Genomic DNA, 18875 nt, shown 5'->3' on the forward strand with positions numbered 1-18875 from the left:
ACGATACGAGCAGCGATTCTGACTCCGAGCACAGCGATTCTGACTCCGAGGACGAGGACGAGGACGAAGACGAGGACGAGGACGAGGACGAGGACGAAGACGAAGACGAAGACGAGGACGACTCTGACTCCGAGGACGAGGACGAGGACGCCGCCGACCAGCTCGGCGGGTACCTTCCTGAGGACGATGCGTCGGACGAGCTCTTCGGCCCGCTCACACAGCGGCCGCGAGCGCTCCAGGGCACCCAGCAACTGCCCGACGATGTCCCGGAGAACATGCTCGCAGGGTATAACCCTGCTTCGGACAGCGACGACGATGAGGTGTTCGAGCCGCCCCCGGACTCCGACGAGTTCGAGGACGAGCCGGCCCCATTCTCGGAAAACACGCCCGATGAGGCGGCGCCCGTCCCCATCGAGGCGGTGACCTGGATCGTCGACAAGGCGATCAACAAGACCCTCTGGCGGACCGACACGAGCTTCGCAAACCGCGAGAGGGTCAAGCGCGATATCCCCAGGATCGCTGGACAGCTCCACGGCGGCGGCTTCGACGACGACCCCAAGACCATGAAGAAGCAGATCGGCGGACGCTTCCCGAAGGGGCCGCTGCTCAGCGACGTCGAGTGGGTTACCTTCGAGCAGCTCTCCTCGACCCCCGAGGGCCAGCGCTGGCTCAACGCCGCCGGCATGCTCACGCTCGACGAGGTCGAGAAGTACCTGTCGGACAACGACGACGACAACCCCGAGCGGTACCGCGGCTTCCACCCGCTCCACAAGGCCAGCAAGGTCGTGCTCGCCAGCTACGTCGCGCGCAAGATGAGCAGCGGCGAGGAAGGCCAGCGCTTCGAGGGCAGCCCTCCTGCCGCCGTGGCCCAGTCGATGGAGGCCAAGCACGCCTCCGATCAGGAGCACAGAGACGCGCTCACCAGGGAGATCGACCGGCGCATCGCCGCAGAATGGGCCAAGACCCTCGCGCAAACCGAGCTCAACAACGCAGCGACATTCGCCATCGACCAGGGCGCCGTCCCCGACCCGAAGAAGAGCAAGAACAAGCTCTCCAAGGAGCAGGTCATCGACAGGCACCGGCAGTCGCTCGAGGTGCTCAAGAACGTCTTCCACCTGCTGCAGGCGGGCGCCGAGATCTACGACGACAGCGCAAAGAGCCATGTCCCGCTCCAGGACGTGCCCGTCGCCAAGCTCCTCTCCCACGGCGGCCGCGTCAACGTCCAGGTCCCCAAGGGCAGCGCGCCCTACGCGCTCACCGAGTTCCTCGGCATCACCGACGAGCACGGCAACCCGAAAACCGGCGTGTTCAAGCGCTCCTTCGGGACCCATCACACCGCCCTCAGCGGCGGGAAGTTCAAGGAGGAGGGCGGCCATTTCGCCGCCATCAAGTCCAAGCTCGACGACACAGAGCTCTATGGCATCAACCTCGCCGTCGGCGGCCTCGGCCTCAAGGACTTCAACGGCGACGTCATCCTCCCCGACGGCGCCCACGGACACATGTTCATCGGCTACAGGCCGCCCAAGCCGGGCAGGAAGGGCGCCCTGCAGATCGGCATCGAGACCACCGGCCCTCACGCGCCGAGCACCGTTGGCTACGTCCACAACGTGTTCTCCACCGAGAAGACCGCCAACCCCATCTCCAGCGTCGGCGGCCTCAAGCAGGACAAGATCGGCGACGAGACCGTCAAGAACGCGCGCACCGTCGACCTGAGTAAGCTGGGGGACAACTGGGTAGATGCCCTCAGGCAACGCGCCGAGCAGTTCGAGCAAGACCTGGCCCTGAGGGGCAAGGACGCACTCAACGAGCTCGTCGGACCGCGCACCCAGCCGCCGCAAGAGCTCCAGGACACCCGGTCACCGGAGGACGAGCAGGCAGGCTATAACCCCGCTGCGGACGACGACGACTGGACAGCTGCTCCGCCGCCGCAAGCCGGGATGACAGAGAGTCCCTCCGAGCAACCGGCGCAACATGCGGGGGCCGCCTCAACAACGGGCCCGCAGGCGGGCTCGGGCGACCACTTCAACGGAGCCGCCGCGCCGAGCGCGGCTCCCTCCCCCGCCCCGACCACCACCGGAAGCAGCGACCAGGTCGAGCCGAGCCCACAGGATCAAGGGAAGACGCTCGACGATCTGATCAAGGCGCTCGATCAGAAGAGCCGCACGTGGTCACACCCGGCCAACGAGGCGGACAAGGAGGAGGCCATCCAGCTCCTGACCGGGCTGCTCCAGCACCAGAACGTGCGCCCCTCGGTCATCGACCGGATGAGTGAGCTCATCAAGAACCCCGCCTCGCTCTCGCAATCGGCCTTCACCAACTGCGCGATCACGAGCTTCCTTTACCCGACGCTGAAGAACGATCTCGCCACCACCTCTCACCTGGTCGCCACGCTCTTCACGGGCAAGCCGCTCGGCCAGTTCGCGAGCTCCCCGAAGGACGACCACCTCGCACAGCAGGGCTCGGGCAAGGCCACGCTCAGCGACGACCTCGACCTCATCCGGCGGGTGATGACGGCAGATGCCCCGCCAGCGCTCGGACCGGCGCCCACAAGGCCGCTGGTCAACGGCCTCAAGACCGCCAAGGCCAAAGACGATAGCCTGACGAAGGACAAGGTCCGAAAGGATCTGGATCGCCACCTGCTCGACCACCTGCTCGCCCGCGGCTTCGTCGAGCTGCACGCCCCCGACACCCTCGGCAAGCTCGAGCAGCAGACCGACGACGCCAATCGGCCTGGCGTCGACACGAAGCAAGGCGACCTGCTGGCCTCGGCGAGGCAGGTCGCGAGTCTCTTCAGCTCGGCGCCCGGAGCGAACGCCAGCGTCATGCTCCCCAGCTCGCCCGGGGGTCACGACGTCACGCGCGTCAACGACGCCCTTCAGCAGACCGCGCAGGGTGGCTTTGCGGTCGCCACCGTGATCGACGGCAAGGCGCTCTGGAACGCAGCGAAGGCGCATGGCGCCAGCTCCACCGCGCCTCAGGATCCCGCCAAGGTCCCCCAGCTCGGCGCGCCCACCGCCGTCACCCCACACCACGCGCCGATCGACGGCCCCATCACCGACCTCGGCGACTCCATCGTCGTGCCGCTCCAGTCCTGGGGGCGCTCCTTCCCCGTACGCGTCGACAAGAAGGACATTCCGAAGGTCTTCGCCGCCATCACCCACGGCACCTCTCTCCCGCCGCAAACGCCGGCACTCGGCGCCTCCGCCCAGCAGCAGGCACCCCTCACCTCGGGCGGACCGTCCGGGACCCCGGAGAATGCCGACGATCCGGCCGATCTGCTCGCCGGCGCTCCCGCGAACAGAGAACGGGAGCTCCAGCCCCAGCAGGCGCCGCAGATCGGTGTGCAGACCTTCCAGAATCCCGCGGAGTGGCGCCGGTACGACAGGGATGTCCGCAACTGGCTTCGTGACACCTTCGCGCTCTCTCCGAGAGACGCAGGCGATCTGGTACGCACGGTCTCCCCGGAGGCCGCGCGCCTGCTGCTCCAGCTGCACGGCCACCCCCAGAGAGGTCGACTGCGTCTCCGTCCGATGGATCGCTTCAGGATCAGGAATCCGCAGTTCCTGCGAGAGCAGATCCAACGCCTCAACGCGCCCGGGACCACGCCCGCCGCCGTCGTCCGCGCGCGACGTGGCTCTTCGCCTTCGCCGACGCGAGGCGGCGCCATCATCGTTGACCAGGCTGATAGGGCGCCGCGAACGCTCGATCCCGCGGCGGTCCAGCTCACGGCGTCAGGGCTGCATCAGACCCTCGTCAATCACGTTCCGGAGCGGCACTTGAACGACGTCGCGGACCTCGTCGTCAATGCCATCGATTCGCAGCTCATCCCGCAAATCCTGGAGCTCTTGCCCCTCGAGCTGCCCGCCGCCACGCAGCTGGCCGAGGAGATCATCGACAAGTGGCTGGCGTTCAGCCCCAGCTTGCTCGACCTGTCCGCCGACGAGCTGAACCATCACCTCGAGCCCCACGTCGCGCTCGTGCTGGACACGCTCCAGCGGGATCAGGGCCGCTCGACGATCGGCCAAGGCGACAACACCGATGAAGACAGCTCTGGGGACGAGCGTTCCGAGGGGTCACCCGCCCCTCGGGAGCGGCCCGAGAGCAGCGCGCGTAAATCCTCCTCCTCGGACGCGAGCAGCAACGCCGGCTCGCCCGGACGCACGACCTCTCCCGCGGCGGGCTGGGCGGCCGATGACGCTCCGTTCGGCGGATTCGACATCGACTTCGCCGCTGACCTCGAAGCGCAGCGCCAGGCAAGGCCGCCCAAGCCCCCGCGCGAGACCCCAGCTCAGCAGCTCATCCCCGAGTGGATCTGGGGAGTTCCCTACTACGACGCGCTCCAGCGGTCGCTGCTCGACAACATCGACAGCCCGGCCGTGCGCCAGGCGATCGCCGAAGACGGCGTGCTGGGAGCCGCGGACGAGGGGACGAGGCCGTTCGTCGAGGTGCTGCGCAAGGCCCTGAGCGGCTCGCTCGCGGGTGAAGCTCTGAAGGCCGAGCTCGAGATCGTGCTCCGCCTCTACGACGGGGAGGAGCGCGAGCAGGCCTTCGACGCCGCCAACGCGATGGGAGCCTTCGAGTCGCTCGAGGACCTCGCCGACGCCGACCTGGCCGCGCTGCGCAACCCGCCGCCGCCCCCGCCGCGCGACGAGGAGCCGCCTCGCTCGATCCTCAAGCGGGGCCGCAAGGGGCACTGGCTCACCCGCGCCGAGGCCGACCAGCTCAACCGCGCCATCGGCGAGCGCGCCTTCGCCGGCATGCTCGCGCGCGCCATGGACAAGGGCAAGGTCGCCAACATCCGCCCCATCATCGAGCACCTGGCCAACCACGCCCAGCGCGCGACGGACCCGGCGCTCTCCCCGCCGCTCTCGTCAAGCTCGCTCGTCGTCGACTCCAACCTCGTCGACGCGCTCCTCAAGCCGCGCGACGAGCTGTCGCCCGCCAAGCGCCACATCCTCGATCAGGTGGAGGCCTTGATCGACGAGCACGACATCACGGACCTGCGCCTCACCAACGTCGGCGTCGGCGAGCTGTTCCAGTACGGCGACATCGTCGGCACCACGTTCACCACCTCCGATGGCACAGAGCTCCCCTGGCTCGGCGTCCCGCTCGACCCGAGCCTGCCCGGCCGCAACAAGGGTCCTTACGAACAAGGGTTCGACGAGCTCACGAGCCGCTCGGTCGGCGAGAAGAAGGGCAGCGCAGACCGCAGCATGGTCGCCGACACCTTCTTCTCCCGGCGCGCCATCGAGCGCGGCGCGACCGCGGTGCCTCATTTCGCCACCAGCGACCACGGCATCCTCACCCCCATGCTGGGCCTCGCCGGTATCAACGCCGCGGCCCGCGGGCAGACGGCGTTCACCGACTTCGTAAAGGCTCATACCCCGGGCGGCAAGCCGTACTTCTCCCCGCAGCTGATGGGCCGCGCGCTCAAGGCCCATGCGATCCCCAACCTGGGTACGCCGCCCACCGCCTCGGACGAGGACGCCGCGCCCCCCCCGAGCGCGCCCACGGGCTCCGCGCTCCTCGACTACCCCGTCGGCAACACCCGCCGGGTCAATGACCTCATCGGTCTCATCCGCAGCCACGGGTACGACGTCTACATCGTCGGAGGCGCCGTCCGCGACTCCCTCAGCGGCAACCCGCCCAACGACGTCGATCTCAAGACCAACATGCCCATGTCGCGGCTCGAGGACGCGCTGCGCAGCGACGCCGCCTTCAGCTCCCTCCCCGTCAACCCCGTCGCCGACCTGCACCTGCTCCAGGTCGGCAGCGGCGACAGCGTGGTGGACATCACCGCTGCCGACGACACCAGCGCTCCCGTCCCGTTCGACGTCATGGAAGACGCCCTCAAGCGCGACTTCCGCATGAACGCGCTCTACCTGGGCGAGAGCGGCGATGTCGAAGATCCGCTCGACGGCGGCATCGAGGACCAGCTCCTCGGCAGGCTCCGCTTCGTCGCCGATCCGGGCCCCTCCAGGCCCGTCGAGGAGCGGCAGAGGGCCGTCGTCGAGCACCTCCGCGACGCGCCCTGGAACCTCGGGCGCGCGCTCAAGTTCTACCAGCGCGGCTACAGGCTCGAGCCCGAGATCCTCCACGCCATACGCGACAACGCCGAGAGCATCCTCTCGTCGATGAAGGAGCACAAGGCCCCGCTGCTCGACAAGTCGCTGCTCCTGCACTCCACGCGGGTCACGTCGCCTTATGCGCTGATCCAGCTCATGCACGATCTCGGGTTCTCTCCCAAGGCCATCCGCGAGCTCGTCCCCGACGAGATCGCCGGACGCTTCGAGGACGACAGCCCCGCCTTCGAGCGCGACCTCTTGCCGCGATGGCGCGCGACCCCCGACAACGACGCCGCGGGCTATCCGCTCGGCGCGCCCGAGATGAAGGTCGACGCCTCGACCGGGCGCATCTATCAATACCGCGTCCACGCCAAGGCGCCGCCGCAGAAGGAAGGGCAGCCGGAGGAGCACATCCTCATCGACGTGGACCTGAGCGACCACAACCAGCCAGGCCACAACGCGCCCCACTACCACGTCTACCGCTGGCGCGAGCGCGACGGCCAGTCCAAGTGGGACAAGAAGGACAACGGCTTCTCCGACACCGGACAACCGGGCATGCCGCGGATCGACGACGGCGTCTACGTCGGCCCGCAGCCGTGGCGGTTCGAGGACGGGCTCGACAAGGACGCTCCGCTCGACGACTTCCTCGACGTCGCCCGAGAGCGCATCAGCGACGCGGACATCCAGCTCACGGAGACCGACGGCATGTTCGACCTGGGCGGCCAGGTCAAGCTGCATCCGGCGAGGCTCCAGGAGCTCCACCGCGGCGGGCAGTTCAGCAAGCTGCTCATGTTCGTCAAGAACCTGAACGACGGCATGCCCTGGTCCCCCAAGGACCAGGCCACCGTCGACCTGTCCGGCTCGCACCGCGGACAGGAGCGCCTGCGCTTCAAGCCCCAGCTCGACCAAGTCGTCCCCTTCCTCCAGGACAGCGGCATCGACGACCCCTCCTCAGTCCCCATCTTCGCCGACGGCGGCCAGATGCGGCACGACGCGCTCGTGCGGCTCTACGACCTGGTGAGCGCCGACGTACGCCAGGACCTGCGCAGCCCCGCGGCCGAGTTCGCGCTGCGAGGGGCAGACAGCGTCAACAGCTTCGTCGAGCGCTTCGAGTTCTATGTCGCCTCGATGCAGGGCAGCCTCAACGAGGTCGACGTGGAGAGGCGCTGGCAAGACCAGCAGCAAGCAGCCCGGGACGCCGACGCCGTGGGCGACGTCACGCTCGACCGGGGCGACGACCCGGTGCAGCAACTCAAAGACGGGGCCAGCGAGCTGCGCTTCGAGTCGGCGAGCACCGCCGCGTACCACGCCGCCAAACACGCCGACGAGTTCCTCACGCCGGAGCAGCGGGCCACGGCCGTGCCGCCGGCCGAGGACGTGCAACGTTACCTCGACAAGGCGCGCGACGCCGTCCGCAATGCCACCTTCGCCGAGGCACGCACCGACGAGACCGGCGCGACCAACATCGTGTTCTGGCACGGCGCGACCAAGACCATCGCGCGGGTCAAGCCCGACGGCACCGCGCACCTGCTCACGAGCTACGTCCATACCGGTCGCAACGCCACGGCGGCCTCCGCGCTCCCCGGCGCGACGACCCCCACGCCCCTCTCGGAGGCCGACGACTCCAGCAGCGATTCTGACTCCGAGCACAGCGATTCTGACTCCGAGGACGAGGACGATTCCGACTCCGAGGGCGATGACGCCGCCGACGAGCTCGGCGGATACCTTCCCGAGGACGACACGTCGGACGAGGCGCCGCCCCCGCAAGCGAGCGACACGTCGGCTGCCCTCGACGGCGCCGAGCCCCTCCCCGGGCCCATCGCGCTGGTGAGGCAGCTCGTCGCGAAGAGCGGGACGTGGTCCTCCCCGCCAACGCAGGCGGACAAGCAGGAGGCCATGGCGCTCGCCACCCAGCTCCTCCAGCAGCTCGGCCTGGAGGCCAAGCTCGTCGACAGGAAGGGCAAGCAGGGCGCGGACTCGCCCGATGGCGGGCACTCCACCTGCAGCTGCGTCCGTTGAGCCGGCGCCCGCCTCGGGCGCCTCAGCCCACCTCGCCGCGGGCGCGCTCCGCCTGCCTCCTCGCCAGGTAACGGCTCAGGAGGACCCACACCCCCGCGACAGGCACCATCAGCAGCGACAGCCCCGCCGCCTTCAGCCCGAGCGCCGACAGCCCCGAGAGCGTCCACGCGCTCGCGGCGTCGCCGCCGCGGAACGCCACGGTGTCGATGAAGCTCTTCGCCTTGTACTTCTCCTCGCGCGCGACCACCGTGAACAGGATCTCCCGCGCAGGCCGGTCCACCGCGTAGTGGATCGCCCGCCGGAGCCCCTGGAACGCCGCGATCATCCAGAGCGTGGGCTGCGCCGCGAGCGCCGCGAACCCGACGCCCGTGACCACCGGGACCACCGCGAGCGCGACCCCGAGGCCGACCCGCGTCATGAGCCTGCCGGTCACGAGCACCTGCACGAGGATCGTGATCACGTTCACGGTGAGATCGATGGTGGCGAACATCTCGGTCCGCCGCGCGGGATCCATCGATTGCGCGGAGACGATCCGCGCCTGCTCGAAGTAGAGCACCGTCGCGGTCATGGACAGGAAGAGCGTCTGCGCGCAGATCCCGAGCAGGTACGGCGACCGCAGGACGAGCGTCACCCCGCGGAGCGCGCCCCCGCCGATGCGCTCCTCCGCCGCGGCCGCCTCGGGCCGCGCCGCGCCGCCGCCCTCGAGCCGCCCGGCGAGGCGGTTCAGCCGCCCGACGCAGAGCACGGCGAGCTCCAGCAGCGCCGCCGACAGGAGGAGGAGGTTCGCGGTCCCGATCTGCCTGGCCTGCGCGGCCGTGACGAACGAGCCGGCGAGCGCGCCCGCGCTGCCGCCGGCGGCGATGAAGCCGAAGAGGCGCTTGCCCTGCTCGCTGCGCCAGAGGTCCGCCATGAACCCCCAGAACACGGACACGGCGAACAGGTTGAAGACGCTCAGCCAGACATAGAAGACCTTGCCCACCGCCGCGCGCGGCGCGCCGAGCGAGAGCAGCCCGAAGAAGACGAGGAGGTTCGACGCGAAGAAGTGATAGACGATCGGGATGAACCGCCGCCGCGGCAAGCGCGCCACGAGCGCGGAGAACACGGGCACGGCCGCGAGCATCGACGCGAAGACCGCGGTGAACAGCCAGGGCAGCTTGTCCATGCCGCCGGAGATGCCCATCTCCTCGCGCACGGGGCGCATGACGTAGTAGCTGAACAGGAGGCAGAAGAAGTAGGCGAAGCTCCAGAGGAGCGCCGCGACCTCGCCGTCCTTCACCTGGCAGAGCCGCCGGAGCAGCGCAGTCGCAGAGCTCAACGGGATACCGCTCTTCCCGGGACGAGGCCGCGCGCGGCGGGCGTCGGGAGGCGGGGCGGCGGGCGCAGCATCGGTCGCCCACTGCATAACGGCGCGCCGCATGTGTCAAGGCGGGAGGCGGCGCCCTGCCGGCCCGGCGGGCGGCCGCGGGGGCGCCGGCTGGCGCGGGCGCAGGGACCCCTGGCGCGGGCGCAGGGGACGGGAACGCGGCGCTCACGGCGGCGCTCGAGCGCGTCCCGGCAAGGTGGGCGTGGACGGGCAACCATGCCCCTGAGAGCTCGCCTGCTGCGCGTCGCGTAAGGGGACTTGACACGGGCGAACACTCTCGGATGCTTGTCCGCCATGTCCATGTTTGATCGGAGAACGCGCCCGTCCCCGACGCATTTTCCTGCCCCGCAGCCAGCGACGCGGCTCAACGCGCAGGCCCGGTCGGCGACCTGCGCCTCGGCCCAGCTGGACACGTCGGCGACCACGGCGGCACCATCGCCTCCCGGACCGGTGCATGGATTCGACTTCAGCCGCATCTCGATCACGTCGCCCCCGCCCCCACTTCAGCGGAAACCGTCGAGGATCAGCGCTCCGGGTGACCCGCACGAGCGCGAGGCGGATGAGGTGGCCGACAAGGTAATGCGCATGACGGCGCCGGCCCCCATCCCTCCGGCGCCCGGCGCGAGCCGGCGCCAATGCGCTGCGTGCAAAGAGAGCGACGAAAACACTACGATCCAGAGGCAGGCGCAACCTTCGACGGACGTCGATGAGGCGCGGGGCACAGGGGCTGCCGTGCGCGCGGCCGAGCGCAGCGGCGAGCCGCTGCCGCAGAGGGTGCGGGACCTCTTCGAGCCGCGCTTCAGGTACGACTTCAGCCGGGTGCGCGTGCATACAGGCGTCGAGGCGGCGAGCGCGGCGCGCTCGGTACGGGCGCGCGCGTACACCATCGGACGCGACATCGTGTTTGGGTCGGGCGAGTATGCGCCCGCGACGACGGAGGGACAGCGGCTGATCGCGCATGAGCTGCAGCACGTCGTCCAGCAGAGCGGCGGCGCTGGGCCGACGCTCGGCGAGGGCTCGCCGCGCATCGCCCGTCAGGCGAAGCCGCCGGAGAAGCAGAAAGGCGATGACCCTGCGAACGGCGAGGAGCTGCCCGCCAAGGACACGATGGCGGGCTCGCTCGTCACGCGCGTCGTCATCTCGCTCGCCCGCAAGCGCGTCGGTTTCCAGACGGCGGTCGGCATGATCCTCGGCACGGTCAACACCGACCTGAAGCCGGGGACCTACGAGCTGAAGCCGGAGCCCGACAAGCAACGCTGGGTCATCGTGAAGCCGGAGACGAAGTCCGGTTTCCGCTTCGACGTGACGCTCGAGGGCGCCAACCCGTGGACGCTGAGGTACCCCGAGACCCTGGTCATGGACGTGCAGACCGGCTCTGTAAATGAGCCAAAGACCTGGGGGGAGATGCACGACGGCAAAGGCCTCACCGATCCGCTGTGGATCTACGAGGGCACGAAGCCGAACCCCGTCACCGGCCCCGACGACTTCGACTCGGCGCGATACGACATCGACTACCGATCCGAGAAGGGAAACCTATCCAAGTGGCTCGTCGTGGGGTATCGAGACAACACGACAAAGGACATTCACCTCGACACGATCACCGAGTCGACGCCGCGGCTCTGGGCAGCGAAGCAGGAAGCGCTCAAGGTGATGGGCGAGTACAACCTGAACTTCATCCTCGGCACGTTCGGCACGGTGTTCTTCATCATCACGATCACGCCCCTCGTCGGCGTCCCGACGCGCTACGGCGCGACCCGACGGGCAGTGCCGAAGAGCGCGGGAGCCAAACCACCGAACAGCAAACCACCCGAAGTCAAGCCGCCCGAAGTCAAGCCGCCCGAAGCCAAGCCGCCCGAAGTCAAGCCGCCCGAAGCCAAGCCGCCCGCAGTCAAGGCGCCCGAGACGAAGACCCCTGCAACGCCGAAGGCGCCGGAGCCCGGCAAGGCGGGCGGGCCTGCGGCCGTCAAGGACCCGGCGCAGTTCGGGCGCGATCTCGGCGCGAAGGTGAAGAGCCAGCCCTCGGGGAAACGCGCCGCGATCGCCAATGGCGTATCGGACGCCAACCTCTCTCAGGCCGACGCGGCGAAGGCCACCGGAGAGGCGTCCAAGGCGGCTTTCGGCCGCATCGCCGAGGTCCCGATGCCGAACGGCGACACGGTGGTCGCGTCCGTGCAGAGCGGGCCAAACCAACCTGTTTTCGTGGTCAAGCCAGACGGCAAGGTCATCATGGCGCGCGCGACGATCGAGCCCACGAGGCCCTTGAACCTCGAGAGGCCGATCACCGTCTCCGACATCGTGCCGGAATAAGGATGCGTTCGACAGGATCAGCGCCGATGATGGACAAGAGGACACTGCTGCTCTACCTGCTCTCCCGAATGAGGTCCAAGGAGCGCGTGCGAGAGGCCCTCGCCGACCTGGGCGCGTCGGAGGAAGACGTGAACGAGGCCTACGAAGCCGCGGACCGCCTCGGCTTCGAGGCCACCCATGCGGCGGCGCATTACATCGATGCGCTGGGCCCCCCGACGAGCAGCGCGCTCGATACCTCGGTCGATCCGTCGAGCCCCTTCGCCGGATCGCGGCTGCTCCGCTTCTCGCTCCCGACGTGGCCCGAGCTCGATTTCGCGGTGCGCGCGCACCCGACCGGCTATGCGTGGGGCAGGTGCTTCCTGCGCTCCCTCGCGGGCGCGACCCCGCCGCTCACGACGGTCCGGGATCTCGCGCCATGGCGGTTCGTCGACGCCGAGGTGACGAAGGCGTTTGGCCCCTCGAAGAGCGAAGATGCCTGGGCGGGATGGGAAGACCTGTCCTATTCGATCCCGGAGTCGCCCGGAGGCCCCACGCGCCGGTACCTGCTCCGCTTCGACATGGGGCTGCTGCAGGCGGTCGACCCGCTCGAATGACAGGCGGGCCGCTGCTCACGGGGCTGCGCGATCGAGCGCGCTCGCTGCGCGCACCGGGCAAGCAGCAGGGTGAGGCGGCGCGGGCGCCGAAGCGGGCGGGCACGGGCGCGCGGGCGGGCACGGGCGCGCGGGCGGGCACGGGCGCGCGGGCGGGTGCGGGCGCGCGGGCGGGTGCGGGCGCGCGGGCGCCGTGAACGAGCCTCCCTCCTGCCGGGAAGGAGCTAGGATGCACCGCACGTACCCATGAAGTTCGTCCACGCAGCCGACCTCCACATCGACAGCCCCCTGCGCGGGCTCGGCCGTTACCCGGGCGCCCCGGTCGAGCAGATCCGCGGGGCGACGCGGCGCGCGCTCGAGAACCTCGTGAGCCTCTGCCTCACCGAGGAGGTCGACCTCCTGCTCCTCGCGGGCGACATCTACGACGGCGACTGGAAGGACTACAGCACCGGCCTGTTCTTCGCGTCGCAGCTCTCGCGCCTGCGCGCCGCCCGGGTGGAGGTCGTGCTCCTCTACGGCAACCACGACGCCGAGAGCCACATCACCCGTCACCTGGAGCTCCCCGAGAACGCCCGGCGGCTCGACCCGAGGAGCCCCGAGTCGGTCGTCTTCGAGAAGCTCGGGGTCGCGGTGCACGGGCAGAGCTTCGCCACGAAGGCGGTCACGGACGATCTCGCCGCGGGGTATCCGGACGCCCTGTCCGGCCTCTTCAACATCGGCATGCTCCACACCTGCCTGGGCGGCCGCGAGGGCCACGACAACTACGCGCCTTGCAGCCTGACCACGCTCGTCGGGAAGCGTTACGACTACTGGGCGCTCGGCCACGTCCACACCCGCGAGGTGCTCTCGGAGGACCCGTACATCGCGTTCCCCGGCAACCTCCAGGGCCGCCACGCCCGCGAGACCGGCGAGAAGGGCGCGCTGCTCGTCACGGTGGACGACGGCCGCGTCGCCTCGGTCGAGCACCGCGCCCTCGACGTCGTGCGCTGGTGCGCCTGCGAGGTCGACCTCTCGCCGGCCGCGAGCGCCGACGACATCGTGGACCTCACCCGCGAGCAGCTCGAGCAGCGCCTCGCCGAGGCGGACGGCCGCACGCTCGCCGCGCGCGTCGTCCTGTGCGGCGCGACGCCCGCGCACGCCGCCCTGCGCGCCGACTTCGAGCGCTGGACGGGCCAGATCCGCGCGATCGCCAACGACCTCGGCGGCGGCCTCTGGATCGAGCGCGTGCTCTCGCGGACGCTGGCGCCGCTCGAGGTGGGCGCGCTCGAGGAGCGCGACGACGCGATCGGCCAGCTCACGCGGTCGCTGCGCGCGCTGCGCGACGACGAGGCGGGCCTCACCGCGCTCCTGCGCGAGTTCGCGAGCCTCAAGAACAAGCTCCCCGCCGAGGCGCGCGAGGGCGACGACGCGATCCGCCTCGACGACCCGGCGTTCCTGCGCGAGGCGCTCGACGACGTGGAGCACACGTTGATCTCGCGGCTGCTCGGCGCCGGCGACGCGCCCTGACCGCGGCGCGGCGCGCTCGCTAAAGCGTCGCGACGCGCCCTGACCGCGGCGCGGCGCGCTCGCTAAAGCGTCGCGACGCGCCCTGACCGCGGCGCGGCGCGCTCGCCAGGGCGTCGCGACGCGCCCTGACGCGCCCTGACCACGGCGCGGCGCGCTCGCCAGGGCGTGCCGCCCGCCGGCGTTGCCGCCCGCCGCCGGGCGTGCCACGCATCTCGCAGAGAGCGCCGCCGCGACGTATCTCCGGCGCAGGCGGCGCGAGATCGGAGCGCACGATGATCGACCTTTATTACTGGCCCACACCGAACGGCTGGAAGATCAGCATCATGCTCGAGGAGGTGGGGCTGCCCTACAACCTCGTCCCCGTGAACATCGGCAAGGGCGACCAGTTCAAGCCCGAGTTCCTCGCGATCAGCCCGAACAACCGCATGCCGGCCATCGTGGACCACGAACCGCTGGGCGGCGGCGCGCCCCTCTCGATCTTCGAGTCCGGCGCGATCCTCCTCTACCTCGCGGAGAAGACGGGCAAGCTCCAGCCCACCGACGTGCGCGGCCGCTACGAGGTCGCCCAGTGGCTGATGTGGCAGATGGGCGGGCTCGGCCCGATGTCGGGGCAGGCGGGGCACTTCCGGGCCTTCGCGCCCGAGAAGATCCCGTACGCGATCGATCGCTACACCAACGAGGTGAACCGCCTCTACGGCGTGATGAACAAGCGGCTCGCCGACCGCGCCTACCTGGCCGGCGACTACTCCATCGCCGACATCGCGTCGTTCCCCTGGGTCACCGGCTACGAGCGCCTGGGGCAGAGCATCGAAGAGTTCCCGCACCTGAAGCGCTGGGTCGACGAGATCCGCGCGCGGCCCGCGGTCGCGCGCGGCCTCGCGGTCGGCGCCGACCTGCGGCAGCAGGGCCCCATGACCGAGGAGCAGAAGAAGATCCTCTTCGGGCAGAAGGCCAAGGCCTGATCGGCCGCGCTTCCTGAGGCCCCGGCGCGCCGGGCGAGCTGGGGCCTCAGGCGGCGCTCACAGAGGGGCCGAGGAGCAGAGCCATGACAGCTAGCGAAACTCCGCCGAATGGCGCACGCACGCCTGACTCCGAGGTTCGACATCGTACCCTCTCGATCGACGGGGTTCGGATCTTCTACCGCGAGGCCGGTCCGGCGGACGCTCCGGTCGTCCTGCTGCCGCACGGGTACCCGTCGTCCTCCTTCCAGTTCCGCAACTTCATGCCTGCGCTGGCCGACCGCTGGCGGCTGCTCGCGCCCGACTATCCGGGCTTCGGCTACAGCGACACGCCCGCGGGCTTCGCATACGACTTCGACGGGTACGCCGACCTGCTCGATCGATTCGCGAAGGCGCTGGGGCTCGAGCGATACGCCCTCTACCTGCACGATTACGGCTCTCAGATCGGCCTGCGCCTGGCCATCAAGGCGCCCCGGCGGGTCGCCGCCTTGATCATCCAGAACGGCGACATCTACGAAGACGAGCTCGGGCCCAAGTACGAGACCTTGAAGGCCTACTGGGCGAACCCGACGCCGGAGCGCCGCGAGAAGCTGTACGAGGCCGTCAGCGAGGAGGGGTTCCGCGACGAGTTCGTGGGCGAGGTCGACGAGCGGCTCGTGGAGAGGGTGCCTCCCGATCTCTGGAAGCTCTCCTGGCCGCTCGTGACCAAGGAGCGCCGCGACATCATGGTCGGCTTGATGGAGGGCCTGAAGGAGAACCTCGCGTGGTTCCCACGGTACCAGGCGTACCTGCGCGAGCATCGCCCGCCGACGCTGATCGTCTGGGGGCCGCAAGACGGCTTCATGCCCGAGGGCGCGGCGCGCGCTTATCTCCGCGACGTGCCGGACGCCGAGCTTCACCTCCTCGACGGCGGGCACTGGGCGCTCGAGACGAACCTCCCGGAGATCGTGGCGCTTTCGCGAGACTTCCTCGGGCGCGTGCACGCCTGAGCGCGCCAGCGAGGTCCCGCCGCGCCCCGAGCGCGCTCCGCCCTAGATCTCGTCGGCTCCGAGGAGCAGGGCGGCGGGTCCTGACGCGCCTGCTCGACGGCGGTTCACTTCGAGATGACCTTCGTGCACGTCGCGCCGAAGTCGACGTAGCCGACCGGGCAGCTCCCCCAGCACACCGGACCCACGCCGCTGTAGCCCGAGGCGCAGGTCGGGTAGCAGAGCCCCGCGTCGTACTGCTGGCCCGCGCCGCAGCTCGTCGGCACCGAGCCGACGCCGCGCCCGTAGGAGCTCTTGGCGAAGATGTGGGCGTCGCGCCGGCACGTGCAGCCGTCGTTGGCATACCCCGACGGGCAGGTGGAGCAGCCCTTGGCGAAGGTCAGACCGCAGACGTCATACCAGGGGCACGAGGAGTTGTTGGCATTGATGATGTGCGCGTCGCGCCGGCACGTGAGGCCGTCATCCGTGTACCCGGACGGGCAGCTCTGCCAGCACACCGGGCCGACCCCGTAGTAGCCCGAGGCACAGGTCGGGTAGCAGAGCCCCGCGTCGTACTGCTCGCCCGCGCCGCAGAGGCTCGGCACGGCGCCGACGCCGCGCCCGTAGCTCGGCTTGTTCACCGTGGAGGAGCACGTCGCCCCGTCGTCGCTGAAGCCCGTCGGGCAGGCCGGCACCGCGGCGGGGGCCGGGACGGCGGGGTTCTGCACGTGGAGGCGCGACTGGAACTCCTGCAGGCTGTGGATCGTCCCGGGGTTCGCCTCCAGCACCTCGATCATCGCCTTGTCGCCCACGACGTCGGAGAGATCGAGCAGCGCGTTGGCGATGCGCCGCGCGTTCCAGTCCCGGAACTGGAGCGACGGGCACGCGGTCGCGCCGCCGCAGAGGCGGCCGCGCGCGTGGACCCGGGCTTGCTCCCAGTAATTCGCGAAGCCCTCGTTGAAGGCGTATCCCTTGTTGGAGATCTCGGAGCCGTCGGGCGCGCGCCCGTAGAGGTAGGCTACGTCGTCCCCGTTCCAGTGGAGCAGATCCCCGTCGGCGGCGTGGCGCACGGTGTGCCCGAACTCGTGGGTGATGACGCTCCGCCGCGCCGCGGCCGTGCTCCCCAATGTGCTCGTGAGGAAGTCGGTTCGGACGTTGATGTAGTCGTAGAACGTGAAGGGCGTGCCCAGCTCGACGCCGCTCCAGCGCAGCATGCGCAGCGCGTGCGCGGGCGGCTGGGCCTGACGGACAGCGTGGAAGTCGCGCAGCGCCTCGACGCCGAGCCTCCAGAGCTCGCAGTCGACGCCGCTCAGCGTGACCACGTCGACGTCGAGGTCGCCGCTCGAGCGCGGGCTGCCCGCGACGTCGATCCCCTGGCCGCGCGGGGCGTGCAGCTCGTCCATGATCGTGAGCGGCGTTGTCACGCCGTCCGAGCTCACGACGCCGTCGTACGTCACGTCGAGGCGCACGCTCCGGCTCGTGGTCGACGAGACGGGAATCCTGAAATCGCCGTTCGCATCCGTCACGCCGCTCCCGAGGCCGGGCATGCTGAGCGCCACGAACGCGAGCGCGCTCGTGACGGTCCCCGCGCCGTCCGGCGCGGCGCACTGAAGGCGCCCGATCACGGACGCGGACGCCGGGGCGCAGTGGAGGCTCGTCACCTCGTCGACGCAGATCGAGTCCCACTGGGTATTGCAGCAATAAGGGTCCGCCGCACACACGCAGCTCTGGACCGACGCGTCGTTGCAGCCGGGGAAGGGGTGTGGGTTCACGCAGTCGTTCACCTTGAGCTCGCCTTCGGCCTCCGCCGTCGGTTCGCCCGGGGCTCGCGCCTCGCCTGGACCGCCGGGGGGCTCGGCGCCCTCGGGGGCGGCGCATGCGACGAACGCGCTCGCGGCGAACAACAGCATGGCGGACGCGGAGACCTTCGTGTTCCCGAGGCTCGGTGTCGATGACATGGCTCTCTCCTTGATGTGGTCTGGACGGTTCAAGCTCGTCCAGGCACCCCAAGTACGCGGGCCACGCTCGGATGTTTCGCGACCTGCCGCCCGTTCGTGCGAGCCTCCGGCGCGCGGGTCTACACGCCGGTGAGGCGCGCCGTGAATGTGGAGCGCTGGTACCGCGGCCCCTGCCCTTGGAAGGAACGTCCGGAGGCTCCCCCCATCAGGTAGGATAGGGCGTCGGGCAGTAGACGTAGACATCGTCGACCTGCAGCCACGAGTCCTGGCCGTTTCCCCAGAGACCGGCGTAGAACAGCTGGTATCTGCCGTCGGCCACGAAATTGAACGAGTAGAAATTGTACCCCGCGTGCGACGGGTTCGCCGGCCCGGAGCCGACGATCCTCACCTCGTTCAGGATGCGCATGCTCCCATCGGCGCTGCGGATGGACATGTATCCGTCCGTGAGCGTGCTCGAGCTCCGGATCCAGGCGCCGACCTCGCACGTCGATCCGGGCCACGCGCTGACCCAGGTGTTGACGGCGTTCCAGCCGGAGTAGTTCCTCGCCCAGCCGTTGCTGGCGCCGCCGTGCGAGAGGCCGATGCCCGCGTCCACGCCCGCGTTGCCGGCGAACCACCACGAGCTCTGCTCCGCCCCTTCGAAGCCGTTCGACCACAGGAGAGCGCCCGCGCGCGCGTCGCCCTCGGCGAGCAGCGAGGCGGCGGCGAGGCATGAAGCGGCGATGACGAATCGATGAACGAGCATGACAAACACCTCTCGATGCTGGAGACCAACGATGGAGAGCCTTCGGCGGGCGCGATGGCTGCATCGCTCCTCGTCGCGCGCCGCGTGGCCCCGGGCGCTCCTTTCATCTACCGTGCCGGAGCGCGCGCTCGGCCGTCGAGGTGCGCCCGGCGCGGCGATCTCGCGCGAAGGCCGGCGCTGCGGGCGGCGACGTGCGACAGGCAGGGGGCAGCGCGAGCGTCTCGAGCGGACGCGCTGCGACGCACCGGGGGCAGGGAGCGAGTTGCTGGCGGCGGGGGCTGTCCGATGACGCCGGGCCGGCCGCACGTCGGATTCATCCTGGTGGCCCCGCGCGGGTTCGTCCCCAGCTCGATGACGACCCGAGGCCCTCAGCGAGAGGGCTGCAGGCGCGCGGCGCT

9 protein-coding genes (1 of these 9 only partly in view) are annotated in these 18875 nt (G+C 70.0%); 6 read left to right on the top strand and 3 right to left on the bottom strand.

Features of this window, described 5'->3' with window-relative positions; all coding sequences use genetic code 11:
* Positions 1-8084 carry the 3' end of a hypothetical protein gene (locus WMF43_RS40415; protein WP_437673218.1) on the top strand. 44563 nt of this gene lie to the left of the window's left edge, so 8084 of the gene's 52647 nt are visible here — the last part of the coding sequence; its start codon lies beyond the left edge, outside the window; it ends in the stop codon at positions 8082-8084.
* A gap of 22 nt (positions 8085-8106) precedes the next feature.
* On the opposite strand, the gene WMF43_RS40420 is transcribed toward WMF43_RS40415, so the two are convergent.
* Positions 8107-9399, bottom strand: coding sequence for an NTP/NDP exchange transporter (locus WMF43_RS40420; RefSeq protein WP_437673219.1), 1293 nt, complete (start codon positions 9397-9399; stop codon positions 8107-8109).
* 780 nt (positions 9400-10179) lie between these two features.
* Here WMF43_RS40420 and WMF43_RS40425 point away from each other — a divergent pair.
* The 5 genes from WMF43_RS40425 (at position 10180) to WMF43_RS40445 (ending at position 15798) form a co-directional block, all read left to right on the top strand.
* Entirely contained in the window at positions 10180-11754 is a 1575-nt protein-coding gene (locus WMF43_RS40425; RefSeq protein WP_437673220.1) for an eCIS core domain-containing protein, read from the top strand.
* Positions 11755-11780: 26 nt separating this feature from the next.
* Positions 11781-12347, top strand: a complete 567-nt coding sequence (locus WMF43_RS40430; protein WP_437673221.1) for a hypothetical protein — start codon at positions 11781-11783, stop codon at positions 12345-12347.
* 243 nt (positions 12348-12590) lie between these two features.
* A complete protein-coding gene (locus WMF43_RS40435; protein WP_437673222.1) occupies positions 12591-13850 on the top strand; it encodes a metallophosphoesterase family protein in 1260 nt (419 codons plus the stop codon).
* 272 nt (positions 13851-14122) lie between these two features.
* A complete protein-coding gene (locus WMF43_RS40440) occupies positions 14123-14812 on the top strand; it encodes a glutathione binding-like protein (protein ID WP_437673223.1) in 690 nt (229 codons plus the stop codon).
* 83 nt (positions 14813-14895) lie between these two features.
* On the top strand, positions 14896-15798 hold the full coding sequence (locus WMF43_RS40445; RefSeq protein ID WP_437673224.1) for an alpha/beta fold hydrolase: 903 nt from the start codon (positions 14896-14898) through the stop codon (positions 15796-15798).
* Between the two features lie 104 nt (positions 15799-15902).
* On the opposite strand, the gene WMF43_RS40450 is transcribed toward WMF43_RS40445, so the two are convergent.
* Both WMF43_RS40450 and WMF43_RS40455 read right to left on the bottom strand, forming a co-directional pair.
* Entirely contained in the window at positions 15903-17732 is a 1830-nt protein-coding gene (locus WMF43_RS40450; RefSeq protein WP_437673225.1) for a hypothetical protein, read from the bottom strand.
* A 205-nt stretch (positions 17733-17937) separates the two neighbouring features.
* Positions 17938-18477 carry a hypothetical protein gene (locus tag WMF43_RS40455; protein ID WP_437673226.1) on the bottom strand — a complete coding sequence of 180 codons (540 nt, stop codon included), beginning with the start codon at positions 18475-18477 and terminating at the stop codon, positions 17938-17940.
* Positions 18478-18875: the final 398 nt, after the last annotated feature.

It is taken from the genome of Sorangium sp. So ce131 (genome assembly GCF_051519095.1).
GTDB lineage: Bacteria > Myxococcota_A > Polyangia > Polyangiales > Polyangiaceae > Sorangium.